This is a genomic window from Streptomyces sp. NPDC091287 (assembly GCF_044768525.1).
Taxonomy (GTDB): domain Bacteria; phylum Actinomycetota; class Actinomycetes; order Streptomycetales; family Streptomycetaceae; genus Streptomyces.
The window spans coordinates 256,254-281,365 of the sequence record NZ_JBIVUV010000006.1; the positions used below are offsets into that span (position 1 = coordinate 256,254).

At 71.8% G+C, this 25,112-nt stretch carries 25 protein-coding genes; 17 read left to right on the forward strand and 8 right to left on the reverse strand.

The features are described 5' to 3' along the window. The first annotated feature begins 244 nt into the window (after positions 1-244). From ACIQRW_RS12280 to ACIQRW_RS12290, 3 genes are all read left to right on the forward strand, one after another. Positions 245-1,270, forward strand: a complete 1,026-nt coding sequence (locus ACIQRW_RS12280; protein ID WP_403757996.1) for an NlpC/P60 family protein — start codon at positions 245-247, stop codon at positions 1,268-1,270. Between the two features lie 253 nt (positions 1,271-1,523). Next, entirely contained in the window at positions 1,524-2,552 is a 1,029-nt protein-coding gene (locus tag ACIQRW_RS12285) for an NlpC/P60 family protein (protein WP_403757998.1), read from the forward strand. Between the two features lie 16 nt (positions 2,553-2,568). After that, positions 2,569-3,825 (forward strand): hypothetical protein, encoded by a 1,257-nt coding sequence (locus ACIQRW_RS12290; protein ID WP_403758001.1) that lies wholly within the window; start codon positions 2,569-2,571, stop codon positions 3,823-3,825. Here ACIQRW_RS12290 and ACIQRW_RS12295 read toward each other — a convergent pair. Continuing rightward, positions 3,801-5,048 (reverse strand): glycosyltransferase 87 family protein, encoded by a 1,248-nt coding sequence (locus ACIQRW_RS12295; protein WP_403758444.1) that lies wholly within the window; start codon positions 5,046-5,048, stop codon positions 3,801-3,803. The two genes, ACIQRW_RS12290 and ACIQRW_RS12295, sit on opposite strands and share 25 nt — an antisense overlap. A 116-nt stretch (positions 5,049-5,164) precedes the next feature. On the opposite strand from ACIQRW_RS12295, the gene ACIQRW_RS12300 reads away from it, so the two are divergent. Continuing rightward, positions 5,165-6,307, forward strand: coding sequence for a glycosyltransferase family 4 protein (locus tag ACIQRW_RS12300; protein ID WP_403758003.1), 1,143 nt, complete (start codon positions 5,165-5,167; stop codon positions 6,305-6,307). 67 nt (positions 6,308-6,374) lie between these two features. Here the strand turns inward: ACIQRW_RS12300 and ACIQRW_RS12305 are convergent, their stop codons facing one another. Then, a complete protein-coding gene (locus tag ACIQRW_RS12305; RefSeq protein ID WP_403758006.1) occupies positions 6,375-8,171 on the reverse strand; it encodes an AMP-dependent synthetase/ligase in 1,797 nt (598 codons plus the stop codon). A 278-nt stretch (positions 8,172-8,449) separates the two neighbouring features. Between ACIQRW_RS12305 and ACIQRW_RS12310 the strand changes: the two genes are divergently transcribed. The 6 genes from ACIQRW_RS12310 (at position 8,450) to ACIQRW_RS12335 (ending at position 13,467) form a co-directional block, all read left to right on the forward strand. Next, a complete protein-coding gene (locus ACIQRW_RS12310) occupies positions 8,450-9,256 on the forward strand; it encodes a metallophosphoesterase (RefSeq protein WP_403758009.1) in 807 nt (268 codons plus the stop codon). Between the two features lie 109 nt (positions 9,257-9,365). Then, positions 9,366-9,815, forward strand: a complete 450-nt coding sequence (locus ACIQRW_RS12315; protein WP_018957439.1) for an SRPBCC family protein — start codon at positions 9,366-9,368, stop codon at positions 9,813-9,815. A gap of 5 nt (positions 9,816-9,820) precedes the next feature. Further along, entirely contained in the window at positions 9,821-11,008 is a 1,188-nt protein-coding gene (locus ACIQRW_RS12320; protein WP_403758012.1) for an ArsA-related P-loop ATPase, read from the forward strand. An 83-nt stretch (positions 11,009-11,091) separates the two neighbouring features. Further along, the gene (locus tag ACIQRW_RS12325; protein WP_403758015.1) at positions 11,092-11,571 is read left to right on the forward strand and encodes a DUF5304 domain-containing protein; all 480 of its coding nucleotides are present in this window, start codon (positions 11,092-11,094) and stop codon (positions 11,569-11,571) included. Positions 11,572-11,690: 119 nt separating this feature from the next. Then, positions 11,691-12,632 (forward strand): ROK family glucokinase, encoded by a 942-nt coding sequence (locus ACIQRW_RS12330; RefSeq protein WP_018957442.1) that lies wholly within the window; start codon positions 11,691-11,693, stop codon positions 12,630-12,632. Between the two features lie 79 nt (positions 12,633-12,711). Beyond that, entirely contained in the window at positions 12,712-13,467 is a 756-nt protein-coding gene (locus ACIQRW_RS12335; RefSeq protein WP_403758018.1) for an endonuclease/exonuclease/phosphatase family protein, read from the forward strand. A gap of 1 nt (position 13,468) precedes the next feature. Here the strand turns inward: ACIQRW_RS12335 and ACIQRW_RS12340 are convergent, their stop codons facing one another. Together ACIQRW_RS12340 and ACIQRW_RS12345 are read right to left on the reverse strand one after the other, a co-directional pair. Then, complete coding sequence (locus tag ACIQRW_RS12340; protein WP_403758020.1) at positions 13,469-14,164, reverse strand: hypothetical protein; 696 nt, start codon at positions 14,162-14,164, stop codon at positions 13,469-13,471. Next, positions 14,157-14,936, reverse strand: coding sequence for an alpha/beta hydrolase (locus tag ACIQRW_RS12345; RefSeq protein ID WP_403758023.1), 780 nt, complete (start codon positions 14,934-14,936; stop codon positions 14,157-14,159). Before ACIQRW_RS12345 ends, ACIQRW_RS12340 begins: the two co-directional genes overlap by 8 nt. 221 nt (positions 14,937-15,157) lie before the next feature. Between ACIQRW_RS12345 and ACIQRW_RS12350 the strand changes: the two genes are divergently transcribed. From ACIQRW_RS12350 to ACIQRW_RS12365, 4 genes are all read left to right on the forward strand, one after another. Then, on the forward strand, positions 15,158-15,949 hold the full coding sequence (locus ACIQRW_RS12350; RefSeq protein WP_403758025.1) for a lysophospholipid acyltransferase family protein: 792 nt from the start codon (positions 15,158-15,160) through the stop codon (positions 15,947-15,949). 33 nt (positions 15,950-15,982) lie between these two features. Next, positions 15,983-17,230: a MacS family sensor histidine kinase gene (gene macS / locus ACIQRW_RS12355; protein ID WP_403758028.1), complete on the forward strand. Its 1,248-nt coding sequence runs from the start codon at positions 15,983-15,985 to the stop codon at positions 17,228-17,230. Then, positions 17,227-17,931 (forward strand): response regulator, encoded by a 705-nt coding sequence (locus ACIQRW_RS12360; RefSeq protein ID WP_403758031.1) that lies wholly within the window; start codon positions 17,227-17,229, stop codon positions 17,929-17,931. Before macS ends, ACIQRW_RS12360 begins: the two co-directional genes overlap by 4 nt. A gap of 73 nt (positions 17,932-18,004) precedes the next feature. Next, positions 18,005-19,000: a 2-hydroxyacid dehydrogenase gene (locus ACIQRW_RS12365; protein ID WP_403758033.1), complete on the forward strand. Its 996-nt coding sequence runs from the start codon at positions 18,005-18,007 to the stop codon at positions 18,998-19,000. A gap of 9 nt (positions 19,001-19,009) precedes the next feature. Here ACIQRW_RS12365 and ACIQRW_RS12370 read toward each other — a convergent pair whose 3' ends face one another. Both ACIQRW_RS12370 and ACIQRW_RS12375 read right to left on the reverse strand, forming a co-directional pair. Beyond that, entirely contained in the window at positions 19,010-20,911 is a 1,902-nt protein-coding gene (locus ACIQRW_RS12370) for an anthranilate synthase family protein (RefSeq protein ID WP_403758036.1), read from the reverse strand. A gap of 124 nt (positions 20,912-21,035) precedes the next feature. After that, positions 21,036-21,104 (reverse strand): trp operon leader peptide, encoded by a 69-nt coding sequence (locus ACIQRW_RS12375; RefSeq protein ID WP_106431529.1) that lies wholly within the window; start codon positions 21,102-21,104, stop codon positions 21,036-21,038. 103 nt (positions 21,105-21,207) lie between these two features. Here ACIQRW_RS12375 and ACIQRW_RS12380 point away from each other — a divergent pair, with 103 nt between their 5' ends. Further along, a complete protein-coding gene (locus ACIQRW_RS12380) occupies positions 21,208-22,554 on the forward strand; it encodes a class II 3-deoxy-7-phosphoheptulonate synthase (RefSeq protein WP_403758447.1) in 1,347 nt (448 codons plus the stop codon). A gap of 176 nt (positions 22,555-22,730) precedes the next feature. Further along, entirely contained in the window at positions 22,731-22,976 is a 246-nt protein-coding gene (locus ACIQRW_RS12385) for a bacterioferritin-associated ferredoxin (RefSeq protein WP_403758039.1), read from the forward strand. 3 nt (positions 22,977-22,979) lie between these two features. Here ACIQRW_RS12385 and bfr read toward each other — a convergent pair whose 3' ends face one another. Continuing rightward, a complete protein-coding gene (gene bfr, locus ACIQRW_RS12390) occupies positions 22,980-23,459 on the reverse strand; it encodes a bacterioferritin (protein WP_215104479.1) in 480 nt (159 codons plus the stop codon). Positions 23,460-23,616: 157 nt separating this feature from the next. Here bfr and ACIQRW_RS12395 point away from each other — a divergent pair, with 157 nt between their 5' ends. Continuing rightward, positions 23,617-24,249, forward strand: coding sequence for a sulfite oxidase-like oxidoreductase (locus tag ACIQRW_RS12395; RefSeq protein WP_403758042.1), 633 nt, complete (start codon positions 23,617-23,619; stop codon positions 24,247-24,249). On the opposite strand, the gene ACIQRW_RS12400 is transcribed toward ACIQRW_RS12395, so the two are convergent. Continuing rightward, positions 24,216-25,112, reverse strand: coding sequence for a deoxyribonuclease IV (locus ACIQRW_RS12400; protein WP_403758045.1), 897 nt, complete (start codon positions 25,110-25,112; stop codon positions 24,216-24,218). The genes ACIQRW_RS12395 and ACIQRW_RS12400 overlap by 34 nt on opposite strands.

The following is a 25,112-nucleotide window of genomic DNA, read 5'->3' on the forward strand; positions in this document are numbered from 1 at the left end:
GTCAAGTCGCCGCTACACGCGGTGGGGTGAGAGTAAAGAAGTGCCTGGTGTGACGAGAAAAATCCTGTGAGGATTTGAACTGATCACAAGATGGTCACTAAGGTCAGGCCTCGAACCTTCGCACGGTTGATCACCCATTGGGGGTGACGGCGAAGGAACCGCCGAGTCCGTCATGTGCACGGAGCCGGGGAATCTTTCCCCCACAGCCCGGTAGGCGGCTCTGAGGAAGAAGGAGCTCGCCTTCGTGGCGTCCCACCGTCGTCCCAAGCAGCCGAGCCGCACCCGCGTGACCGTGCTCACCGCGACCGCCGCCGCGGCTGTGGCCCTGACCTCTCAGGCCGCCCACGCCGACCCCAAGCCGAGCAAGAGCGAGGTCAAGGCGAAGGTCGACAAGCTCTACCACGAGGCCGAGGCGGCCACCGAGAAGTACAACGGGGCCAAGGAGCAGCAGGACAACCTGAAGAAGGAAGTCGACGCGCTCCAGGACAAGGTCGCCCGCGGCCAGGCCGAGCTCAACACCCTGCGCACCGAACTCGGTTCGATCGCCACCGCGCAGTACCGCTCCGGCGGAATCGACCCCTCCGTGGCCCTCTTCCTCGCCTCGGACCCGGACAGCTTCCTCGACCAGGCCTCCGCGCTCGACCAGCTGACGGTCAAGCAGACGGAGTCGCTGCAGAAGATCCAGTCCAAGCAGCGCACCCTCGCCCAGCAGCGCAAGGAAGCCCAGGACAAGCTCGGCGACCTCGCCGACGTCCGCAAGGCGCTCGGCGAGAACAAGAAGAAGTACCAGGGCAAACTGGCCGACGCCCAGCAGCTGCTCAACACGCTGACCCAGGCCGAGCGCGCCAAGATGGCCCAGGACGAGCAGCGCGCCAGCCGCGCCGCCAGCGACCGGGTCGAACTCGGCAACGAGTCCCCCGCGTCCGGCCGTGGAGCCGCCGCCCTGGCCGCCGCCGCCACGCAGATCGGCAAGCCGTACGTCTCCGGCGGCTCGGGCCCCAACTCCTACGACTGCTCCGGGCTGACCCAGTGGGCCTTTGCCCAGGCCGGCGTCTCCATCACCCGGACCACGTTCACCCAGCACAACGACGGCACGAAGATCGGCCGCAGCCAGCTCAAGCCGGGCGACCTGGTCTTCTTCAACAACCTGGCGCACGTCGGCTTCTACGCCGGCAACAACCAGATCCTGCACGCCCCGAAGCCGGGCACCGTCGTCCGCTACGAGTCGATGGACTACATGGGCACCTTCCAGTTCGGCGTCCGCATCTGACGGCACGGCATGCCCGCGGCACGCCCGAACGAGGGAATCGCCGCGCACCACACTGACGCCCCGCCCCGCCGGAGACCAAGGTCACCGGCGGGGCGGCGGCGTCTGCCCCTCTGTCGCCACCGGCGCGGTCTTTTGCCGGTGCGTAGTCGCGCGATTACTGTCTGGCTGCCGCGCAGCTCCCGGTCTCCGTCCGCCCGTCCCGGGCGGCAGGGGCTGCGCACTACCGCGTCAGCGGAAGGGAGTGCGGCTACCTGTGGTGTCCCATCGCCGTTCCACACAGTCCGGCTTCACCAGAGGCGTCCGGGTCACGGTCATCTCGGCGGCCGCCGCCACCGCGGCCGCGACCCTGACCGGGGCCCCCGCGAGCGCCGACCCGAAGGACACCCGGGAGAGCGCCAAGGCAGCCGTCGACCGCCTCTACGGGGAGGCCGAGCAGGCCACCGAGCGCTACAACGAGGCCGGGGAACGCGTGGACCGGCTGCGCGGCGAGGCGGACCGCTCCCAGGACGCCACGGCCCGGGGCCAGGAACGCGTCAACCGGATGCGCGACGCGCTGGGCGCGATGGCGGGCGCGCAGTACCGCACCGGAACCATCGACCCGGCGCTCGCCCTGCTGCTCTCCGCCGACCCGGACACCTACCTGGAGCGGGCCGCGGCCCTCGACCGGGCCGGCGCCCGCCAGGCGATGACCCTGGACAAGCTGCGGCACGCGCAGCGCAAGCTCGCCCAGACCCGCGCGGAGACCACCCGCGCCCTGACCGAGCTGGAGCGCAACAGGGCCGCCGTCACCCGCCACAAGCACGCCGTCGAGGGCAAGCTCCGCGAGGCCCGCCGGCTGCTGGACTCGCTGCCGCCCGAGGAGCGCGCCACCTTCGACCGGGCCTCCCGCTCCGGCCGCGACCAACTGCCCGACCTCTCCGGCGTCGCCCCCGGCTCGGCCCGCGCGATGTCCGCCGTGGCCGCCGCCCACCAGGCGCTCGGGAGACCCTACGTCTGGGGCGCCAACGGGCCCTCCGGATTCGACTGTTCCGGCCTGATGCAGTGGGCGTACTCCCAGGCCGGGGTGAGCCTGCCCCGCACCTCCCAGGCCCAGCGCTACGCGGGCCGCATGGTGCCCCTCTCCCAGGCGCAGCCAGGGGACCTGGTCGCCTACCGCGCGGACGCCAGCCACATCGCCATGTACGTCGGCAACGGCCAGGTCATCCACGCCCCCTACCCGGGCGCCCCGGTCCGCTACGATCCGGTCGGCATGATGCCCGTCTCCTCCGTGACCCGGATCTGACCGTACGATCGGCAGGGTGGCCGTACGAGGACGTGACGCGCGAGGGGGACGCCCCCGGGGACGACGGCGTGCGGCGGGCCCGCTGCTCGCCGTGCTCCTGACCGCCTCCGCCTGCACGGCCCCCGCCGACACGGACACCTTCCTCACCACCGGCGCCCTCGACGCCACCCTGGAACGCCGCGCGGCCGCCGTCCTCGCCCACGACCCGGCGGGCTACGTCGAGGGCCTCGCGCCCGACGCCGCGAAGTTGCGGGCCACCCAGCGCACCGAGCTGGACCGGCTCGCCGACGTGCCCCTGAAGTCCTGGACCTACGACGTCAAGGACATCACCGAGCAGGACGGGCAGTGGGCCACCGCCGACGTGGAGCTGCGCTACCGCATCGACGGGTACGACACCGCCCCGGTCGCCACCCGCCGCGTCCTGGAGCTGATGCGCGACGGCGAGCGCTGGTACATCACCGCCGACCGGCCCGCCAAGGGAGCCTCCGGGCAGCTGTGGCAGCAGGGGGACGTCGAGGTCGTCGAGGGCGAGCACAGCATCGTCCTGGGCGTCGGACGGTCGGAGAGCGAGCTGCGCCAGGTCGCCGACACCGTGGACCTCGCCGTGCCGGCCGTCTCGGACGCCTGGCCGAGGCCCTGGACCCGCCGGGTGGTCGTCCTCGTCCCGGACTCCGTCGAGGACATGGCGGGGTTGCTGGGCTCGCCGGAGGCCAGCTACCGGGGCATCGCCGCCGTCACCACCGGCGAGGTCGGCGGCACCGGAGAGCGCCCGGCCATCGCCGACCGGGTGATCGTCAACCCACAGGCGTACGCCACCCTGGGCAGCTTCGGGCAGCGGATCGTCCTGACCCATGAGACGACCCATGTCGCCACCCGGACCAGCACCTCCACCGCCACCCCGGTCTGGCTCTCCGAGGGCTTCGCCGACTGGACCGCCTACCGGGGCGAGGACCGCGCCGCCGACACCATCGCCCCCGAGCTGGCCGACGCCGTCCGCAGCGGCCGGACCCCCGCCGAGCTCCCCGCCGACCCGGACTTCGGCTTCGACGGCGACCCGGCGAAGCTCGCGGGGGCCTACGAGGGCGGCTGGCTGGCCTGCGAGCTGATCGCGGAGCGGTGGGGCAAGGAGAAGCTGATCGCCTTCTACGAGGCCGTCGGCGCGCACGACGGGCGCGAGGGGGCGGTGGAGCAGGCGCTGAACGCCGTGCTCGACACCACCCCCGAGCAGTTCACCGCCGACTGGCGCGACTACCTCGCCACCCGGCTCGGCTGACCCCCGCCCGCGAGAAGAGCGCCCTGGGCACGCGGCCTGCCCGGCACCGTCGACCGCCACAGCCGCCGCGCCGCGGTCAGCGAGGCCGCCACCAGCAGCCCGTTCCGTACGAGAAGGAGCGCCACCCCCCACGCGTCGCTCGCCACCACATGGCCGAAGCCCACCGGGAACTCCAGCAGCGTCACCCCCGCCGCCACCAGCACCAGCACGGCCGGAAGCGTCATCGCCGCCCCCCGGAACACCAGGCACACCGCCGCGAGTCCGACCAGCCACACCACGTACTGCGGGCTGATCACCCGGCTGGTGACCGTGAACAGCAGCACCGCGGTGAACGCCGCCTCGGCCGGGGTGTGCGCGGCGAACGTCCGGGCCCGCAGCCGCCACAGCAGCAGCCAGCCCAGCGCCAGGACGCCGAGCCCCAACGCCAGCGTCGACACCAGCTCCACGCGCGGGCCGACGAACTCCAGCGAGCCGTAGCGCAGCTCCACCCGCCCCTCCCAGCCGAACCGCCCCGCGATGTGGAAGACCAGCGCCCCCAGGGACTCGATCTCGGTGCCCCGGTCCCGCTGGAAGGCCAGGAACGCGAACGCCCCCGGCATCCACAGCGCGAACGCCGCCGCGAGCCCCGCCGCCGTCAGCGCCGCCGACATCCACGCGGCCCGGGTCGGACGCCCCTTGCGCACCCCGGCCAGCAGCAGCGCGGGCCACCCCTTCAGCAGCGCGCCGAACGCCGCCAGCGCCCCCAGCGCACGGGGCCGGCGCACCCCCGCCAGCAGCGCCGCCACCGCGACCGCCGTCACCATCAGGTCGTAGCGGGCGTAGACCGTCGGACCCAGCAGCGGCACCCCCGCGATCCACACCCACGCGCCCGCCGCCCTTATGCCCGGCCGCCGACCCGCGTACAGCAGCAGCCCCAGCACCAGCGCGTCGCAGAGCAGCACCAGCACGAAGAACGCGGTCGCGTACTCCAGGAACGGCAGCACGGCGGGGGAGAGGATCGCCAGAGCGGCCCCGGGCGGATACTGCCAGGTGACGTCGTCCAGCGGATACGTGCCGCTGAGCAGCACCTCGTACCAGCTCTGGTAGATCACCGACACGTCCACCGTGACGTCCGGGCCGGGCACGGTGACCACCTTGAACACGCAGGCCAGCAGCCATGCCCGGGTCAGCGCCCACAGCGCGTACGGCCACGGCCCGGCGCCGATGGGTTCTCGTGCCGCCATCGCCGTCATCGCCGCCTCTTCGTCGCTCGTGTCCGGCCGGGTTTCCCGGCGGCTCATGATGCCGCCGGGAGAGCGCGTCAGCGGTGAAGCGCGGCCGTTCGGTACTGTCGGCGACGATGGACAAGACCTTGATCGTGACCAACGACTTCCCGCCCCGCCCCGGTGGCATCCAGGCGTTCCTGCACAACATGGCGCTGCGCCTGGATCCCGACCGGGTCGTCGTCTACGCCTCCACCTGGAAGCGCGGCGAGGAGGGCGCGGCGGCCACCGCCGCCTTCGACGCCGAGCAGCCGTTCCCCGTGGTCCGCGACCGGACGACGATGCTGCTGCCGACTCCGCGCGTCACCGGCCGGGCCACCGGTCTGCTGCGCGAACACGGCTGCACCTCCGTCTGGTTCGGCGCCGCCGCCCCGCTCGGCCTGATGGCCCCCGCGCTGCGCCGCGCGGGCGCCCGGCGGCTCGTCGCCACCACCCACGGCCACGAGGCCGGCTGGGCGCAACTGCCCGCCTCCCGACAGCTGCTGCGCCGGATCGGCGATGCCACGGACACGATCACCTATCTCGGTGAGTACACCCGCTCCCGGATCGCCGGGGCCCTCACCCCCGAGGCCGCCGGGCGCATGGTCCAACTGCCGCCCGGCGTCGACGAGGAGACCTTTCACCCGGCGTCCGGCGGGGACCGGGTCCGGGCCCGCCTCGGGCTCTCCGACCGCCCCGTGGTCGTCTGCGTCTCCCGCCTGGTGCCGCGCAAGGGCCAGGACACGCTGATCCTGGCCATGCCCGCGATCCTCGCGCAGATCCCGGACGCGGTGCTGCTGATCGTCGGCGGCGGACCGTACGCCAAGGGCCTGGAGCGGCTCGCGGCCCAGACCGGGGTCCAGGACTCGGTGCGCTTCACCGGTCCGGTGCCCTGGGCCGAACTGCCCGCGCACTACGGGGCCGGGGACGTCTTCGCGATGCCCTGCCGCACCCGGCGCGGCGGCCTCGACGTGGAGGGCCTCGGGATCGTCTATCTGGAGGCGTCCGCGACCGGGCTGCCCGTGGTGGCCGGCGACTCGGGCGGCGCCCCGGACGCGGTGCTCGACGGGGAGACCGGCTGGGTGGTGCGCGGCGGCAGCGCCGAGGAGTCGGCGGACCGGATCGTGACGCTGCTCGGGGACGCGGAGCTGCGGCAGCGGATGGGGGAGCGGGGCCGGGCCTGGGTCGAGGAGAAGTGGCGCTGGGACCTGCTGGCGGAGAAGCTCAAGACCCTGCTGTGAACACGCGGTACGACGGAGGAGCCCGCACCGACTCCCGGTGCGGGCCCCTCCGTACGCGTAACACCGCTCAGGCGCGGTAGATCGACTCCACCTCGTCCGCGAAGTCCTTCGCCACCACGTTCCGCTTCAGCTTCAGCGACGGCGTGATGTGGCCCGCCTCCTCGGTGAACTGGGCCGGCAGGATACGGAACTTGCGCACCGACTCCGCCTTGGAGACCGCCGCGTTCCCGTCGTCCACCGCCCGCTGCACCTCGGCCAGCAGCTCCGCGTCCTCGCGCAGCGACAGGGCCGTCGAGCCGGCCGGCTTGCCGTGCTCCTCGGCCCAGCGGCTCAGGAACTCCTCGTCCAGCGTGACCAGCGCGCCGACGAACGGACGGCCGTCGCCGACCACCATGCACTCCGCGACCAGGGCGTGCGCGCGGATGCGGTCCTCGATCACCGCGGGGGCGACGTTCTTGCCGCCCGCCGTCACGATGATCTCCTTCTTGCGGCCGGTGATCGCGAGGTAGCCGTCCTCGTCGAGCGTGCCGATGTCCCCGGTGTGGAACCAGCCGTCGGCCAGCGCCTCGGCCGAGGCCGACTCGTTCTTCCAGTAACCGGTGAACAGGTGCTCGCCGTGCAGCAGCACCTCGCCGTCGTCCGCGATCCGCACGACCGAACCGGGCAGCGGCTGGCCGACCGTGCCGATCTTCGGCCGGTCCCACGGGTTGAACGCGGTCGCCGCGCAGGTCTCGGTCAGGCCGTAGCCCTCCAGGACCGTGAAGCCGATGCCCCGGTAGAAGTGACCGAGCCGCTCGCCCAGCGGCGCGCCGCCCGAGATCGCGTACTCGCCCCGGCCGCCGAGGACGGCGCGGAGCTTGCCGAAGACCAGCTTGTCGAAGAGCTTGTGCTTGAGCTTCAGCCCCAGCGCGGGGCCCTGCGGGGTGCTCAGCGCCCGGCTGTAGGCGATCGCCGTGTCGGCTGCCCGGTCGAAGATCTTGCCCTTGCCGTCGGCCTGCGCCTTGGCGCGGGCCGCGTTGTAGACCTTCTCGAAGACCCGGGGCACGCCCAGGATCAGCGTCGGCCGGAACGAGGCCAGCTCGTCCGTGAGGTTCTTGATGTCCGGCACACAGCCGAGCTTGATCGGGGCCATCACCGAGGCCACCTCGACCAGCCGGCCGAAGACGTGCGCTGCGGGCAGGAACAGCAGCACCGAGCACTCGCCCGTACGGAAGAGGGGCTTCAGCCGCTCCACCACGTTGCCGCACTCCGCGAAGAAGCTGCGGTGGGTGAGCACACAGCCCTTGGGGCGGCCCGTGGTGCCCGAGGTGTAGACGATCGTCGCCGGGTCGTCGGCCTTGGCGCTGCGCGTGCGCAGGTCCATGGTCTCCTCCGAGACCTCGGCACCCGCCCTGCCCAGCGCGTCCACCGCGCCCGCGTCGATCTGCCAGACGTGTTCCAGCTCCGGCAGCGCGTCCCGTACGGAGGCCACGGATGCGGCGTGCGCGTCGCTCTCCACGAGCACCGCCACCGCCCCGGAGTCACCGAGAATCCACTGCACCTGCTCGGCGGAGCTGGTCTCGTACACCGGCACGGTCACCGCGCCCGCGCTCCAGATCGCGAAGTCCAGCAGCACCCACTCGAAACGGGTGCGCGACATCAGGGCGACCCGGTCGCCGGGCTGCACGCCCGAGGCGATCAGACCTTTGGCGGCGGCTCTCACCTCGGCCAGGAACTGCGTGGCACTGACGTCCGTCCAGACGCCGGCCACCTTGCGGCTCATCACCGCGACTTCGGGATGCTGAGCGGCATTGCGGCGGATGAGATCCGTCAGGTTGCCGTCCGTCGGGACCTCGTACAGGGCCGGAAGGCTGAACTCGCGCAAGACTGCTGCTCCTCATCGGGCTCCGGTGCCACGGCTCTGTGTGACGCACCGGCTGCGGTCCAAGATTGGCGGGTGCTCAGTGGGGTGAGCACGACTGGACTGCCCGGACGTTACCCACCGGTACTCGGTTCCGGATAGGGGGTTCCCGCCAGATGTCTTATGCATCACACATATAAATGGCCCTTTCGCGCACAGTAGTCCACTGCCGTCCCGACGTGGAAGTAACCGCAGGTCCGGACGGTCTACCAGCGACGGAAGCGGCACCCTAGGGTGATCCCATGCGAGGCAGCGAACCGGACAGCCGGGACCGGGCCGGAGGATCGACCCGGATTCACGTGGTCAGCGACGTACACGGAAACACCGAGGCCCTGGCCCGCGCCGGGGACGGCGCGGACGCCCTGGTCTGCCTCGGTGACCTGGTGCTCTTCCTCGACTACGCCGACCACTCGCGCGGAATCTTCCCCGACCTGTTCGGCAAGGAGAACGCCGACCGCATCGTCGCCCTGCGCACCGCCCGCCGCTACGACGAGGCCCGCGCCTTCGGCCGCGAGCTGTGGGCGGGCCGCGACCGCAACACCGAGATCCTCGGCGCGGTGCGCAAGCAGTACGCCGAACTCTTCGCCGCCTTCCCCACTCCGACGTACGCCACCTACGGCAACGTCGACGTCCCCGGCCTCTGGCCCGAGTACGCCCGCCCCGGCACCACCGTGCTCGACGGCGAACGCGTCGAGATCGGCGGCCGGGTCTTCGGCTTCGTCGGCGGCGGCCTCAGGACCCCGATGAACACCCCGTACGAGATCAGCGACGAGGAGTACGCCGCCAAGGTCGAGGCGCTCGGCCCGGTCGACGTCCTCTGCTCGCACATCCCGCCCGAGGTCCCCGAGCTGACGTACGACACCGTCGCCCGCCGCTTCGAACGCGGCAGCCGCGCTCTGCTGGAGGCGATCCGCACCACCCGCCCCCGGTACGCGCTTTTCGGCCATGTTCACCAGCCGTTGGTCCGCCGGATGCGGATCGGTACCACCGAGTGCGTCAACGTCGGCCACTTCGCCTCGACCGGAACACCCTGGGCGCTGAGCTGGTGACCGCGGGCGGCCGGGGCGTGGACCGGAGCGCCCCGGGCACGCGATAGCCTGCACAGCGGCAGGCTCCTGCCGAACGCGACCGGTTACACCGCACTGGAGGGCCACGGCGATGGCTGAACACACCAGCTCGAGCATCACGATCGAGGCGGCACCGGCCGACGTCATGGGCGTGATCGCGGACTTCGCCCGCTACCCGGAGTGGACCGGCGAGGTCAAGGAGGCCGAAGTCCTCTCCACCGACGACCAGGGCCGCGCCGAGCAGGTCCGCCTCGTCCTGGACGCCGGAGCGATCAAGGACGACCACGTCCTCTCCTACACCTGGACCGGCGCGAACGAGGTCAGCTGGAGCCTCGTCAAGTCCCAGATGCTGCGCTCCCTGGACGGCACCTACGCCCTCGCCCCGCTCGGCGGCGGCGAGCGCACCGAGGTCACCTACAAGCTCGCCGTCGACGTCAAGATCCCGCTGCTCGGCATGATCAAGCGCAAGGCCGAGAAGGTCATCATCGACCGCGCCCTCGCCGGTCTGAAGAAGCGCGTCGAGTCCGCACCGGGGAACTGAGGGCCGTGCGTACGGTCCTGGTCACCGGCCCCGGCGGCGCGGGCCGCACCACCGTCGCCGCGGCCACCGCACTGGCCGCGGCCGCGAGCGGCAGCCGCACCCTGCTGATCTCCGCCGAGGCCGTACCCGGCTTCCCGGCCGCCGCGGAACCGACCCGGGCCGCCGACGGCCTCGACCACGCCCGCATCGACTCCGGCGAGCACTTCCGCGCCGAACTCACCGAGCTCCAGAAGCGCGCCTCCGGCGTCCTGGACCTGCTCGGCGCCGGCCGGCTCGACGGCGAGGAGCTCACCGAACTCCCCGGCTCCCCGCAGCTCGCCCTGCTGCACACCCTGCGCCGGGCCGCCGAGGGCGACTGGTCCGGCTACGACACCCTCGTCGTCGACCTCCCGCCGCTCGCCGAAGCCCTGGCCCTGCTCGCCCTGCCGGAACAGCTGCGCCGCTACCTGCGCCGGCTGCTCCCCGCCGAACGCCAGGCCGCCCGCGCCCTGCGCCCGGTCCTCGCCCAGCTCGCCGGGGTCCCGATGCCCGCGCAGTGGCTGTACGAGGCCGCCGCCCGCAAGGACGCCGAGCTGGCCGCCGTCCAGGCCCTGATCGAGGACGGGGCCACCACGCTCCGCCTGGTCGCGGAGCCGGGACCCGCCGGCGAGGACACCCTGCGCGCCGCCCGTACCGGCCTCGCCCTGCACGGACTGAGCGCCGACCTGCTGGTCGCCTCCCGCGTGCTGCCCCGGCACTCGCCCGACCCCTGGTTCGCCGCGCTCGCCGCCCAGCAGGAGAAGTGCCTGGACCACTGGCACCAGGACATGGCCCCGGACCTCCCCGTGCACGAGGCCGCCCACCTGGGCCGCGACCCGCAGGGCCCGGACGACCTGGCCGCGCTGGAGATACCCGCCCCCGACGACCGGACGCCCGGCCGGGCCGAGGACCCCTGGTGGATCGAGGAGGACCCGGACGCCGAGGACGGGCCCCTCACCCTCACCTGGTGCCTTCCCCTGCCCGGGGCCGCCAAGGAGAACCTGCGCCTGGTCCGCCGGGGCGACGAACTGCTCCTGACCGTCGGCCCCTTCCACCGCATCGTGCGGATCGCCTCCGCGCTGCGCCGCTGCACCGTCTCCGGCGCGGCCCTGGCCGACGGGGTGCTGCGGGTGCGGTTCACGCCGGATCCGGCCCTGTGGCCGCGCACCTCCTGAACGGCCTGCGCCCATTCGGGTAACGTCGGTAGTACGTGTACCGCAGGCCGACCGTCGGCCGCCCCGCGTAGCAGGAGTCCGCCATGAGTGAAGCCACCGATCGTCCCGTCGACGGCGACGCGTGGGCCGACGCCTGCGCCGAGGACCTCGCGGCCGAGAAGGCCCGCCGACGGGCGCAGTACGGCCCCCAGCCCGGATCCGCCGCCGAGGAACTGCGCAAGCTGGTCGACGCGGTCGCCGACAAGGTCTCCTCGCTCCAGACCCCGCTGCTGGGCGTTGCCGCCCAGGGCGCGGTCCAGCAGGCCATCCGGCAGGCGAAGTCCGCCGTCGAACCGGTCATCGAACGCAACCCCCAGCTCTTCGACCACCTCGCCGCCGCGGGCAGCGAACTGCTGGCCGCCTATCGCTCCGCGGTCGAGGGCCAGGAGAGCCGCTGGACCCGCACCACCGAGGGAGCATCGGGTGCCGAGCGTTCCGCGGACCCCGCGAAGAAGGCCGCCGACGACCCGTCCGACCCCCGGGACGAAGGCCCCTCCGGCACCGAACGCATCGACCTGGACTGACCGGACGACCGGCCGGTACCGACCGGACACATCTGCCGGGACCGACCGGCCCCGGCCGGGCCGGGCCACGCCTCGGGTACGGTTGCCCCTAGCGGGGCTCGACCGAAACTGAGGGATTCATGGGACTCACCATCGGCGTCGATATCGGCGGCACGAAGATCGCGGCTGGAGTGGTCGACGAAGAGGGCCGGATCCTCTCGACGTTCAAGGTGGCGACCCCGCCGACGGCCGAAGGCATCGTCGACGCGATCTGCGCGGCGGTGGCCGGCGCGAGCGAGGGACACGAGGTGGAGGCCGTCGGCATCGGCGCCGCCGGTTACGTCGACGACAAGCGCGCCACCGTGCTCTTCGCACCGAACATCAATTGGCGTCACGAGCCGCTCAAGGACAAGGTCGAGCAGCGCGTCGGCCTGCCTGTCGTCGTCGAGAACGACGCCAACGCCGCGGCCTGGGGCGAGTATCGCTTCGGGGCCGGCCAGGGTCATGACGACGTCATCTGCATCACGCTCGGCACCGGCCTCGGCGGCGGCATCATCATCGGCAACAAGCTGCGCCGCGGACGCTTCGGCGTGGCCGCCGAGTTCGGCCACATCCGGGTCGTCCCGGACGGACTGCTCTGCGGCTGCGGCAGCCAGGGCTGCTGGGAGCAGTACGCCTCCGGCCGCGCGCTCGTCCGGTACGCGAAGCAGCGCGCCAACGCCACCCCCGAGAACGCCGCCGTGCTGCTCGGCCTCGGCGACGGCTCGGTGGACGGCATCGAGGGCAAGCACATCAGCGAGGCCGCCCGCCAGGGCGACCCGGTGGCCGTCGACTCGTTCCGCGAGCTGGCCCGCTGGGCCGGTGCCGGACTGGCGGACCTCGCCTCGCTGTTCGACCCGTCCGCGTTCATCGTCGGCGGCGGCGTGTCGGACGAGGGCGAGCTCGTCCTCGACCCGATCCGCAAGTCGTTCCGGCGCTGGCTGATCGGCGGCGAATGGCGCCCGCACGCCCAGGTGCTGGCCGCCCAACTCGGCGGCAAGGCAGGGCTCGTGGGCGCGGCCGACCTGGCCCGCCAGGGCTGAGAACGGCTTCGTTCGACCCACCGGACGCCCGTCGCCGCCCTCCGGGGCAGCGGCGGGCGTCCGTCGTATCGTGGCCCGCATGGTCCTGACGCCCCTGCCCGTCTCCCGTACCGAGCCGGACGGTTCAGCCGTCATCAGAGTGCTGAGCTACAACGTCCGGTCGATGCACGACGACACCGCCGCGCTGGCCCGCGTCATCCGCGCCTGCGCGCCCGACCTGGTCCTCGTCCAGGAGGCCCCGCGCTTCTTCCGCTGGCGCAAGGCCGCGGCCAGGCTCGCGAAGAGCAGCGGCCTGGTGGTGCTGAGCGGCGGGGCCACCGCCGCCGGACCGCTGCTGCTGTGCTCGCTCCGGGTGGCCGTCGAGCACACCGAGGACGTCCTGCTGCCGCTCACCCCCGGCCTGCACCGCAGGGGCTTCGCCACCGCCGTGGTGCGGATCGCCGGGACCAGGCTCGGGGTGCTGAGCTGCCATCTGAGCCTCCAGCGCGACGAACGCCTCGCCCAGGCCGGCCTGTTGCTGGAACGGCTGGCGGCGATGGGCGTGGACCACGCCGTGGCGGGTGGCGACCTCAACGACGTACCGACCGGCAAGGCGTTCCGGCACCTGGCCGGGCCGCTCCAGGACTGCCGGGCCGTCGCTCCGTGGGGCGGCGAGCTGACGTTCCCGCCCGACGAACCCCGTAAGCGCATCGACGCCGTCTTCGCGACCCCGGGCATCGAGGTGCTCGGCTGCGGCGTCCCGACCGGGCTGGACGGGGTGAGCGGGGACGACCTGAGGGCGGCCACGGACCATCTGCCGGTCCTGGCCGCCCTCAGAATCCCCGTCGCGAGGTGACCTACACGACCGCGCCGCGCCCCGGGTCGCCGTAGGTGTCGTCATCGTCGTCGTGCGGCATCCGGGCCACCAGGGTCGCGAAGCCGCCGAGGAAGCCGCCGATGCAGAGCGTGGTGAGCCACCACGTCATCTCCCAGCGGAGCATCACCGCGATCAGCATCAGGACCGGCCCGCCGATCACCGCGAGCCAGGCGAACTTCGCCGTGACGTCGGCCTCCGGCAGCGGCGGCGGCTCCGGGGGCACGAAATGGCCCTCGTCCCCGTCGTCCGGCTCGCCGACGCCGTCGTCCTTGGACTCGGGCAGCTCGTAGTCGCGGGGGCCGGCGACACCGGGCGCGAACACCACGGAGCTGCCGAGCGGCTTCTTCTCCGGCGGCTTCGGGGGAGTCTTGCCCGACCCCTTGTCCGCCGGATCACCGGCGGAGCCGTCCTTCGGCCCCACCACATTGAGCTGATCGTCCTCCAGCAGGGCCAGGTCCTCGATGGACTTGAACGGCTTGGCGCCCGGCGGGTCCGGCGGCTCCTCCCCGTACCCCTCGACGATCGCGGCCCACGCCGCGTCCTCGTCGATCGCCCGCTCCTGCTCCGCTCCCTCCGCCCCCGCCGGCTTCGTCCCCTCCGGGACGGCCGCGGGCTCCGTGGGGCGCGGTTCGCGCTCCTCGTCGCTGCCTGTGCGTTCCGCGTCGTGCTCAGCCACCGGACGTGCTCCCCTTCATCCCGACGCTCGGTGCGAGACGGCCGATGAACCGGTAGCTCTCATCGAAGATCCGCTCCGCATCATGGTCCAACGTCGCCACGTGGTAGCTCTGTTCCAACAGGATCTCCGAGACGTCCGTCGAGGAGATCCGGCTCAGGATCCGCGCGCTGTCCGCGGGCGGCACGACATGGTCCTGCGGGCTGTGCAGCAGCACCACCGGCTGGGTCACCTGGGGCAGCTCCCCGTCGACCAGCCGGAAGAACCTCCGCACCGAGTGCGCGGCGTGCAGCGGCACCTTGTCGTAGCCCACCTCGTGCGAGCCCGGGAGCGCGATGTCGTCGACCAGGCCCTTGGTCGTCCGCACCAGATGACGGGCCACCGGCAGGGCGTACGCCGACAGGCCGTGCACCTTGTTGGCCGGGTTGACCAGCACCAGACCGCTGATCGCGTCCCCGTGCTTGGCCGCGAGCCGCAGGCTCAGCGCGCCGCCCATGGACAGACCGAAGACGAAGACCCGCTCGCACTTCTCCCCGAGGACCCGCAGCTCCCGGTCCACCTCCGCGTACCAGTCCTGCCAGCCGGTGACCGCCATGTCCTCCCAGCGGGTGCCGTGGCCCGGCAGCAGCGGCAGCGAGACCGTCAGCCCGCGCTCGGCGAGATAGTCCGCCCAGGGGCGCAGCGACTGCGGCGATCCGGTGAAGCCATGACAGAGCAGGACGCCGACCTCTCCGCCCTCGTGGCGGAACGGCTCGGCTCCAGGGAGGACCGGCACCAGGGTCTCCTGTTCGTGGGACGGGGCGGGCGGGCACCTGGGGGAGTGCTTGACGGATGACTTCACCGTACGCGACCGGACCGACACCGACCAGGGCCGTCACGCCCCCCGGGACCGCCCCGCACGGCCCGCCGGGGCAGGCCGGTCCTCCCCTGCCGGGCACAGGCCGCGACGAGCTCACAGGCTAAGGTCTCCACGACAGCACACAGGAGGCACAAGAGTTGATCTACGGCGCAATGAAGTTCTCCATCGGCGGGTCCCTGAAGCTCGCCTTCCGGCCGTGGGTGGAGGGCCTGGAGAACATCCCCGAGCGCGGCCCGGCGATCCTCGCGAGCAACCACCTGTCGTTCTCCGACTCGTTCTTCCTCCCGGCCGTGCTGGACCGCAAGGTCACCTTCATCGCCAAGGCCGAGTACTTCACCGCCCCCGGGGTCAAGGGCAAGCTCACCGCCGCCTTCTTCAAGGGCGTCGGCCAGCTCCCCGTCGACCGCTCCGGAGCGCGCGGCGCGGGCGAGGCGGCGATCAAGGCGGGCATCCAGGTCGTCGAGAGCGGCGGCCTCTTCGGTATCTACCCCGAGGGCACCCGCTCGCCCGACGGCCGCCTCTACCGGGGCAAGCCCGGCGGTCTGGCCCGGGTCGCGCTGGCCACCGGAGCGCCCGTGATCCCGGTCGCCATGATCGACACCGAGAAGATCCAGCCGCCCGGCCAGGTGATGCCCAAGCTGATGCGCCCCGGCATCCGGATCGGCAAGCCGCTGGACTTCAGCCGCTACCAGGGCATGGACGGCGACCGCTTCATCCTGCGCTCGGTGACCGACGAGGTCATGTACGAGATCATGAAGCTCTCCGGCCAGGAGTACGTGGACGTCTACGCCACCGCCGCCAAGCGCCAGATCGCCGACGAGGCGAAGGCCCGGGCGGAGGAGGCGAAGGCCAGGTCCGAAGAGGCCAAGCGCGCCCAGAAGCAGGCCGCCGCGAGCAACGAGAACGGAACGGAACGGTCCGGCGCGTAACCGCGTCGTTCACCGTCCGGGGGGTGTGGGGGCATGGCCAAGCGTGAGCGGGTCGTACGGATGTCGGTCGAGCTGCCGCTCTGGCGCGCGCTGACGGGCTACCGCGTCCTGACGATGATCTACGCGGTGCTGCTCGCGATCTTCGGGAAGGACAACTTCGGCCAGCAGAGGTTCGAGCGGCCCTGGGTGGCCGTCGCGTATCTGGCGTTCCTCTTCGTCTGGACGCTCGCCACGCTGCCGAAGGTCCGCTCGGCGGCGAGCTGCACCAAACGCTTCCTCGTGGCGGACCTGGTCGTCGCGCTGACCGGCATCCTGCTCACCCCGCTCGCCGACTTCGACTCCCAGTCGTTCGACGGCCCGACGCTGCCGTCGATCTGGACGGCCGGCGCGGTCCTCGCCTTCGCGATCAAGGGCGGCTGGCGGTGGGCGGCCTTCGCCTCCACGTTCGTCGCCGCCGCCAACATCATCCAGCGCGGCGAGCCCAGCCGGGACACCTACCACAACGTCCTGCTCGTCTGGGTCGCCTCCATCGCCATCGGGTACGTCGTCGAGGTCGCCCGCGCCAGTGAACGCACCCTGGCCCGCGCCCTGGAGATCGAGGCCACCACCCGCGAACGCGAACGGCTGGCCCGCGACATCCACGACAGCGTGCTCCAGGTCCTCGCCATGGTCCAGCGCCGGGGCACCGCCATCGGCGGCGAGGCGGCCGAGCTGGGCCGGATGGCCGGGGAGCAGGAGGTCGCCCTGCGCACCCTGGTCTCCAGCGGCCTGGTCCCACCGACCCGGGTCTCCGAGGACGCCGCCGAGGGGGCCGTGGTCCGCACGGTCGACGTGGACGACGACGAAGGCTCCGGCGCCGCCTGCGACCTGCGCGCCCTGCTCGCCCCGCACGCGGGATCCCGCACGAGCTTCGCGGAGCCGGGCGCCCCGGTGCTGCTCCCCGCCGAGTCGGCCCGTGAGCTGGCCGCCGCCGTCAGCGCCGCGCTGGACAACGTGACCGTGCACGCCGGTCCGGACGCCCAGGCGTGGATCCTGGTCGAGGACGAGCCGGACGAGGTGATCGTCACCGTCCGGGACGACGGCCCCGGCATCCCGGAGGGGCGGCTCGCCCAGGCGGAGGGGGAGGGGCGGCTCGGCGTCGCGCTGTCCATCCGGGGCCGGCTGCGCGACCTGGGCGGCACGGCAGAGCTGATCTCGGTGCCCGGACAGGGCTGCGAGGTCGAGTTGAAGGTTCCCAAAGCACCGAGGGTTTCCCGGGGGAAGGCAGGATCGGCCCGATGAGTACACAGAGCACGACACAGGACGAGCAGGGGGCCGCGGACCGGCCCATCAGGGTCATGGTCGTCGACGACCACCCCATGTGGCGCGACGCGGTCGCCCGCGATCTGGCCGAGTCCGGCTTCGACGTCGTCGCGACCGCCGGGGACGGCCCGCAGGCGGTCCGCCGGGCCAAGGCCGTGAGCCCGGACGTCCTGGTCCTCGACCTGAACCTCCCCGGCATGCCCGGCGTCCAGGTCTGCAAGGAGCTCGTCGGCTCCCACCCGGGCCTGCGGGTCCTGGTCCTCTCCGCGAGCGGCGAGCACGCCGACGTCCTGGAGGCGGTGAAGTCCGGGGCAACCGGCTATCTGCTGAAGTCCGCCTCCACCCAGGAGCTGACCGACGCGGTCCGCTCCACCGCGGCAGGCGACCCGGTCTTCACCCCGGGCCTGGCGGGTCTGGTCCTCGGCGAGTACCGCCGACTCGCCTCCGACCCCGTACCCGTGGCGTCGAACGAGCCCAAGGCCCCGCAGCTCACCGACCGGGAGACCGAGGTGCTGCGACTGGTCGCCAAGGGACTCTCGTACAAGCAGATCGCCGAACGCCTGGTCATCTCGCACCGCACCGTGCAGAACCATGTGCAGAACACCCTCGGCAAGCTCCAACTGCACAACCGGGTGGAGCTCGTGCGGTACGCCATCGAGCGCGGCCTCGACGACGTCTGACCGGCGGGCCCGGGGGCGGAGCCGTATATTCGCGGTGTCCGGCCCCGCCTTCGGAAACAGATCGGGAGTACCCGTGGAAATCCTGGCCTTCGGTGTGCAGTCCGACGAGAAGCCCCTGATCGAGAAGGCCTTCGAGGGGCTGCACGAGGTCCGGTGCCTGGACGTCTTCCTGAACCGGGACACCGCACCCATCGCGGCCGGCTATGAAGCCGTCTCCACCAGCGTCAACGCCGACCTCGGCGCCCAGGTGCTCCAGACGCTCGCCGCCGGCGGCACGCAGATGATCGCCCAGCGCTCCACCGGGTTCAACAACATCGACCTGGAGGTCGCCGAGCGCCTCGCCCTGCGCGTCGCCCGGGTCTCGTACTACTCCCCGTACTCGGTCGCCGAATTCGCCTGGACGCTCGCCATGGCCGTCAACCGGCGCATCATCCGCGCCGCGAGCCGCACCCGGGACTTCGACTTCCGCCTGGACGGGCTGCTCGGCCGGGACATGCGCGGCCGGACCGTCGGGGTGCTCGGCACCGGGAAGATCGGCGAGGCGTTCACCCGGATCGCCCACGGCTTCGGCATGAAGCTGCTCGGCTGGGACGTGGCGGAGAATCCGGCCTGCGTCGAGCTGGGCATGGAGTACGTCGACAAGGAGCGGCTGTTCGCCGAGGCCGACCTGATCAGCCTGCACGTGCCGCTGCTCCCCAGCACCCACCACATCATCGACGAGGCCGCCCTCAAGGCGATGAAGGACGACGCGATCCTCGTCAACTCCAGCCGCGGCGGCCTCATCGACACCGCCGCCCTGGTCACCGAGTTGCGCGCGGGCCGCTTCCTCGGCGTGGGACTCGACGTGTACGAGGCGGAGGCCGGGCTGTTCTTCCTCGACAAGTCCCTGGAGGGCATCGACGACGACACCCTCGCCCGTCTGGTGACCTTCCCCAACGTCGTCGTCACCTCCCACCAGGCGTACTACACCGAGGACGCGGTGGGCCAGATCATCGACGCGACCGTCAAGAACGTCACCGACTACCTGGCCCGCCGCCACAGCGAGAACGTCCTCGTGCCGAGGGCGTGAAGCCGCCCCTCAGCTGGGCACCACCGGCAGCCCCGCCAGCAGCTCCGTCACGATCACCGAGCCCCGCACCGTCAGCACCGACTCCGGGTGGAACTGCACCGAGGCGAAACCGGGACCGCGCAGCGCGTGCAGCTCACCGCTGTCCTCGTCGCGGCTCACCTCGATCCCGTGCGCGGCCAGCTCGACGGCGGCCGGACCGTCGCACCGCCCGGTGAAGCTGTTGTAGAAGCCCACGGTCTCCGGCCGGCCGAACAGCTCGATCCGGGTCTGTGCCCCCTGGTACGGCACGGCCTTGCGCACGATCTCAAGCCCCAGCTCCGCCGCGATCAGCTCGTGCCCGAGGCAGACCCCCAGCAGGCCGTGCCGGTGGTCCCGCACCAGCTCGGCGGTGATCTCCCGCAGCAGCCGCATCTTCGGATCGGTGAGATCGCCCGGATTGCCCGGCCCCGGACCCAGCACCACCGGCCCTTCGTGCGCGCGGACCACCTGGCGCAGCCCCGGCTCGTCGTAGCGGCGCACCGAGACGTCAAGACCGGACGACCGCAGCAGATGGGCCAGCATCGCGGTGAACGTGTCCTCGCCGTCCACCACCAGCGCATGCCCCGAAAGATCCCGGGTGCGCTCCTGCATCCGCAGCCAGAACGGCGCGAGCCCTCCGCGCCGGTCGTCCAGCGCCGCCTGCACCCGGGGGTCCGATGCCAGCCGCGGGCGGTCCGCCTCCGCCCCGGGCCGGCCCGGCCGCACCCCCAGCGCGGCCAGCACCCCGGCAGCCTTCGCATGCGTCTCGGCGACCTCGCCCTCCGGGTCCGAGTGGCGGACGAGGGTGGCCCCGACGGGCACCTTCAGCGAGCCGTCCGCGGCGATGTCGGCCGTACGGATCAGGATCGGCGAGTCCAGGGTCTGCGCCCCGCTCGCGTCCCGGCCCAGCAGGGCCAGCGCGCCCGCGTAGTAGCCGCGCCCCCCGGACTCGTACCGCTCGATGACCCGGCACGCGTTCTGCACCGGGGAGCCGGTGACGGTCGCCGCGAACATCGTCTCGCGCAGCACGTCCCGCACATCCAGCGAGGACTTCCCGCGCAGCTCGTACTCGGTGTGCGCGAGGTGCGCCATCTCCTTGAGCCGGGGCCCGACCACCACCCCGCCCATGTCGCCCACCGTGCACATCATCTTCAGCTCCTCGTCGACCACCATGGACAGCTCCTCGCTCTCCTTGCGGTCGCCCAGGAACGCCAGCAGGCTTGTCGCGGTGGGCCCATCGGCCGGGTAGCGGTACGTCCCGCTGATCGGGTTCATCACGACCGTCCCGCCGGACATCCGCACATGCACCTCCGGGCTGGCCCCCACCAGCGTCCTGTCCCCGGTGTGGACGACGAACGTCCAGTACGCGCCCCGCTCGCCCGCCAGCAGCCGCCGGAACAGCGCCAGCGCGTCCGCCCGCCCGAACCCGGGGATCTCGCCCCGGAACGTCCGCCGGATCACGAAGTTCGCGCCCTCGCCCTGCCCGATCTCGTCCCGGATGACCCGCCGCACGATGTCCGCGTACTCCGCGTCCGCCACGTCGAAGCCCCGGTCCTCCACCCGCACGTCATGGGCGGGCAGCGCCGCCAGCAGCTCCGCGAGCTCCAGCTCGTGCGTCTCGTCGGCGACCAGCACGCTCAGCGGGGTGCCGTCGTCGCGCACGTCGAAGCCGCGCTCGGCGATCTGCCGGAACGGCACCAGGGCCAGCGCGGGCGCCGCGCCCACCGGCAGGTCGGCCAACCGGTCCGCCTCCCGCACCCCGCCGATCAGCAGTTCGACGTGATCGTGGTCACGGCCGGGCGTGCGCCGGCGCAGCAGGGCGAACGGCGGGGCGTCGTCGGCCAGCAGCCGGCGGATGAGACCGGAGGCGGAGCGGGATGCGGTCTGTGACATGGGAGCAGGTTCCTTCCGGACGGCCCGCACGGGATTCCGTACGGGATTCACAGGGGGAGGAACGGCTCCGCAACGCAGAAAGGCCGCCCCTCGGGCGGCCTTCGCGAAGTGTCAGCGCGATGAATCAGCGGGCCGCCGGATGAGCGGTCCACCACCAGTTCTGGATCGAGATCTCGATCAGTCGCGTCGACATGCCCCGACCCTAGCGGACCGGTCCGAGCGTCGGAGCGTGTGTCTCATCTGTTGAGCGCACGGCTGGACGCCCCTTCCGACCCCGTAATGTTGTGCTCGTGACCGTGAACGCCAATACCTCCGTCGCCGGTGGCAACACCTGGCGAGACCTTCCCGCGGCGCAGCAGCCCGAGTACCCCGACTCCGAGGCCCTGCGCGATGTACTCGCGGACCTCGCGTCGTATCCGCCGCTCGTCTTCGCCGGCGAGTGCGACCAGCTGCGCGCCCGCCTGGGAGCCGTCGCCAAGGGCGAGGCGTTCCTGCTGCAGGGCGGCGACTGCGCCGAGGCCTTCGACGCCGTGTCCGCCGAGCACATCCGGGCCAAGCTGAAGACGCTGCTCCAGATGAGCGCCGTCCTGACCTACGCGGCCTCCGTGCCCGTGGTGAAGGTCGGCCGCATCGCGGGCCAGTACTCCAAGCCGCGCTCCAAGTCGACCGAGACCCGCGACGGCGTGACCCTGCCGACCTACCGCGGCGACTCGGTGAACGGCTTCGCCTTCACCGAGGAGGCCCGGATCCCGGACCCCGCGCGGCTGAAGCAGATGTACCACGCGTCCTCCTCCACGCTGAACCTGGTGCGCGCCTTCACCACCGGCGGTTACGCCGACCTGCGCCAGGTCCACGCCTGGAACCAGGACTTCGTGAAGTCGTCCCCCGCCGGTCAGCGCTACGAGGCGCTGGCCCGCGAGATCGACAACGCGCTGAACTTCATGAAGGCGTGCGGCACCGACCCGGCCGAGTTCAAGGCGGTCGAGTTCTACGCCTCGCACGAGGCCCTGCTGCTGGACTACGAGTCGGCGCTGACCCGTACGGACTCGCGCACCGGCGAGCTGTACGACACCTCCGCCCACATGGTGTGGATCGGTGAGCGCACCCGCCAGATGGACGGCGCGCACATCGAGTTCGCCGCCCGGATCAGCAACCCGATCGGCATCAAGCTCGGCCCGACGACCACCGTCGACGAGGCGCTCGGCTACATCGACCGCCTCGACCCCGAGCGCGAGCCGGGCCGGCTGACCTTCGTCGTCCGGATGGGCGCCGACAAGGTCCGCGACAAGCTCCCCGAGCTGGTCGAGAAGGTCACCGCCTCCGGCGCGACCGTCGCCTGGGTGACCGACCCGATGCACGGCAACACCTTCGAGGCCGCCTCCGGCCACAAGACGCGCCGTTTCGACGACGTCCTGGACGAGGTCAAGGGCTTCTTCGAGGTCCACAAGGGCCTCGGCACCCACCCGGGCGGCATCCACGTGGAGCTGACCGGCGACGACGTCACCGAGTGCGTGGGCGGCGGCCACGAGATCTTCGTGGACGATCTGCACCAGCGCTACGAGACGGCCTGCGACCCCCGGCTCAACCGCAGCCAGTCCCTCGACCTGGCCTTCCTCGTCGCCGAGATGTACCGCGACCAGTAGTCCGGCGGGCCGGGAGAATTCCCGGCAGTCGCACCTGTGGGGCACGGATCCATGTGATCCGTGCCCCACAGTCGTATCCGGGCTTTTACGCCGGTTGAGCGGCGGGTAAGGTTAGGTTAGCCTCACCGTGGAAATCGGAGCGGCGCCCGTGATCGACCCGCAGGGAGGTGAACCGCATGTACGTCTGTTCCTGCTTCGGCGTCACGGAAGCACAGGTCAAGAAGCATGCGGACGCCGGAGCCTGCACACCCCGGCAGATCGCCTCGGCCTGCAAGGCCGGGACGGACTGTGGTGGATGTGTACGCCGCATCCAGGCGCTGCTGGGCCGGGGCGACTGCCCCCGCCGCGAGCTGCTCGACCAGCGACAGGAACCCGCGACCGTGAGTGCGCTCGGGGACGTACGCCTTCCCGAGGCCGCCTGACGGTCAGCTCTCCGGCTGCTCGATCAGCTGGGCGATGTAGAGCGGCTCACCGAGCTTCTCGACCAGCTCCAGCTGGGTGTCGAGATAGTCGATGTGGTGCTCCTCGTCCGCCAGGATCGACTCGAAGATGTTCGCGGACGTGATGTCGCCCTTGCCGCGCATCACCTCGATGCCGCGCTTGAGGCGGTCGATCGCCTCCACCTCGACCTGGCGGTCCGCCTGGAACATCTCGGTGACCGTCTGGCCCACCCGCACATGGAAGAGCCGCTGGTAGTTCGGCAGCCCTTCGAGGAACAGGATCCGGTCGGTGAGGATCTCGGCGTGCTTCATCTCGTCGAAGGACTCGGCCCGGGTGTATTTGGCGAGCTTCGTCCACCCGAAGTTGTCCTGCATCTTGGCGTGCAGGAAGTACTGATTGATGGCAGTCAATTCGGCGGTCAGCTGCTCATTGAGAAACTCAAGGACCTCGGGGTCGCCCTGCATGGCAAAGGCTCCTTCCAACCGGTGATCGATCTGGCGAGTTGGCGAGATCCTCGCACCGCGCCCGGCGGCCGTCCAGTAAGTGCACGCTTAGTACGAGTTGCCCGGATGGGGTACTCCCTGGTCATGACCACCACTGCCTGTCTGTCACCATGGAGGCATGGGTCAGCCGGAAAGCCGGGAGAACCGCGAGACAGAGCAGTCCGAGCTTCCGCCGGGACAGCGACTGCAACGCGGATGGCCGGTCACCCACTACGGGCCCGTTCCCAAGTTCAAGCCCGACCGCTGGGAGTTCCGGGTCTTCGGGGCCACCGTCGACGGTGACAAACACTGCTGGAACCATCAGGAGTTCTCGGCGCTGCCGTTCTCCTCGGTCGTCGCCGATCTGCACTGCGTGACGAAGTTCAGCATGATCGGCGCCGAATGGGGCGGGATCCCCGCCCGTACGGTCCTCGAACTGGCGCCCCCCGCCCCCGACGCCACCCATGTGATGGTCTGGGCGGAATACGGCTTCTCATCGAACCTGCGCCTCGACGACTTCGCCTCCGAGCACACCCTGTTCGCCACCCACAAGGACGGCGAACTCCTCACCGCCGAGCACGGCTTCCCGCTCCGCCTCGTCGTCCCGCACCTGTATGCCTGGAAAGGCCCTAAATGGGTCCGGGGCATCGAGTACATGACGGCGGACCGGCGCGGCTTCTGGGAGGAGCGGGGCTACCACAACATCGGCGACCCCTGGGGCGAGCAGCGCTACTCCTATCAGGAGGAGCCCGGGGACGGCCCCGAGCTCTGACTCGGCTCCCGGAGGGCCTTCAACCGGGCCACGTCCGCCGCGTGCCCCTCCTTGCCGCCGGGCGTCTCGATGATCAGCGGCACGCCTTGGGTCGCCGGATGCGCGAGCAGCTCCCGGAAGGGCTCCACTCCGATGTGACCGGCGCCGATGTTCTCGTGCCGGTCCTTGTGGGCGCCCACGACGTCCTTGGAGTCATTGGCGTGGATCAGCTTGAGCCGCCCCTCGCCGACCGTGTCCACCAGCAGGTCGAGTGTCTGCCGCATCCCCGAGGGGCCGGCCAGGTCGTGTCCGGCGGCGTAGATGTGGCACGTGTCCAGGCAGATGCCCAGCTTCGGGTGGGAGTCCAGCGCCTCGAAGTACGGACCGAAGTCCCAGGTCCGCGAGCAGAGCGAGAAGCCCTGGCCGGCCGTCGACTCCAGCAGCAGGTCCGGGGAGTCGTCGTGGGTCAGCTCGTCCAGCAGCGGGCGCATGTGCTCGCGCACCTGGGCCAGCGCCTCGGCGCGCGGCCGTCCGCCGGTCGCCGAACCGGTGTGCACCACCACGCCCAGCGCGCCGATCTCCCGGGCCCGCCGCAGTGAGTGGCGCAGGGACTCCACGGACTTCTCGACCGTCGCCTCGGTGTGCGAGCCGAAGTTGATCAGATACGGGGCGTGGACGTACGCCGGGATCGAGGCTGCCCGGCACTCGGCCCGGAACAGCTCGTCCTGTGCTGGGTTCCCGGCGGGCGTGGCCCAGCCGCGCGGATTGGCCACGAAGACCTGCACGGTCTCCGCCGCCAGCTCACGGGCGTACTCCAGGCCGACCTTGGCCAGGCCGCCGGCGACCGGAACGTGTCCGCCCACCGGATTGCGCAGCGTGTGCAT

What these genes read in the sequence shown, in the direction of transcription:
- ACIQRW_RS12295 (WP_403758444.1), bottom strand. Translation starts at nt 5,048, where the DNA reads ATGGCGGCACGAGAACCCATCGGCGCCGGGCCGTGGCCGTACGCGCTG.
- ACIQRW_RS12300 (WP_403758003.1), top strand. Translation starts at nt 5,165, where the DNA reads ATGGACAAGACCTTGATCGTGACCAACGACTTCCCGCCCCGCCCCGGT.
- ACIQRW_RS12310 (WP_403758009.1), top strand. Translation starts at nt 8,450, where the DNA reads ATGCGAGGCAGCGAACCGGACAGCCGGGACCGGGCCGGAGGATCGACC.
- ACIQRW_RS12315 (WP_018957439.1), top strand. Translation starts at nt 9,366, where the DNA reads ATGGCTGAACACACCAGCTCGAGCATCACGATCGAGGCGGCACCGGCC.
- ACIQRW_RS12325 (WP_403758015.1), top strand. Translation starts at nt 11,092, where the DNA reads ATGAGTGAAGCCACCGATCGTCCCGTCGACGGCGACGCGTGGGCCGAC.
- ACIQRW_RS12330 (WP_018957442.1), top strand. Translation starts at nt 11,691, where the DNA reads ATGGGACTCACCATCGGCGTCGATATCGGCGGCACGAAGATCGCGGCT.
- ACIQRW_RS12335 (WP_403758018.1), top strand. Translation starts at nt 12,712, where the DNA reads ATGGTCCTGACGCCCCTGCCCGTCTCCCGTACCGAGCCGGACGGTTCA.
- macS (WP_403758028.1), top strand. Translation starts at nt 15,983, where the DNA reads ATGGCCAAGCGTGAGCGGGTCGTACGGATGTCGGTCGAGCTGCCGCTC.
- ACIQRW_RS12360 (WP_403758031.1), top strand. Translation starts at nt 17,227, where the DNA reads ATGAGTACACAGAGCACGACACAGGACGAGCAGGGGGCCGCGGACCGG.
- ACIQRW_RS12370 (WP_403758036.1), bottom strand. Translation starts at nt 20,911, where the DNA reads ATGTCACAGACCGCATCCCGCTCCGCCTCCGGTCTCATCCGCCGGCTG.
- ACIQRW_RS12385 (WP_403758039.1), top strand. Translation starts at nt 22,731, where the DNA reads ATGTACGTCTGTTCCTGCTTCGGCGTCACGGAAGCACAGGTCAAGAAG.
- bfr (WP_215104479.1), bottom strand. Translation starts at nt 23,459, where the DNA reads ATGCAGGGCGACCCCGAGGTCCTTGAGTTTCTCAATGAGCAGCTGACC.
- ACIQRW_RS12395 (WP_403758042.1), top strand. Translation starts at nt 23,617, where the DNA reads ATGGGTCAGCCGGAAAGCCGGGAGAACCGCGAGACAGAGCAGTCCGAG.
- ACIQRW_RS12400 (WP_403758045.1), bottom strand. Translation starts at nt 25,112, where the DNA reads ATGCACACGCTGCGCAATCCGGTGGGCGGACACGTTCCGGTCGCCGGC.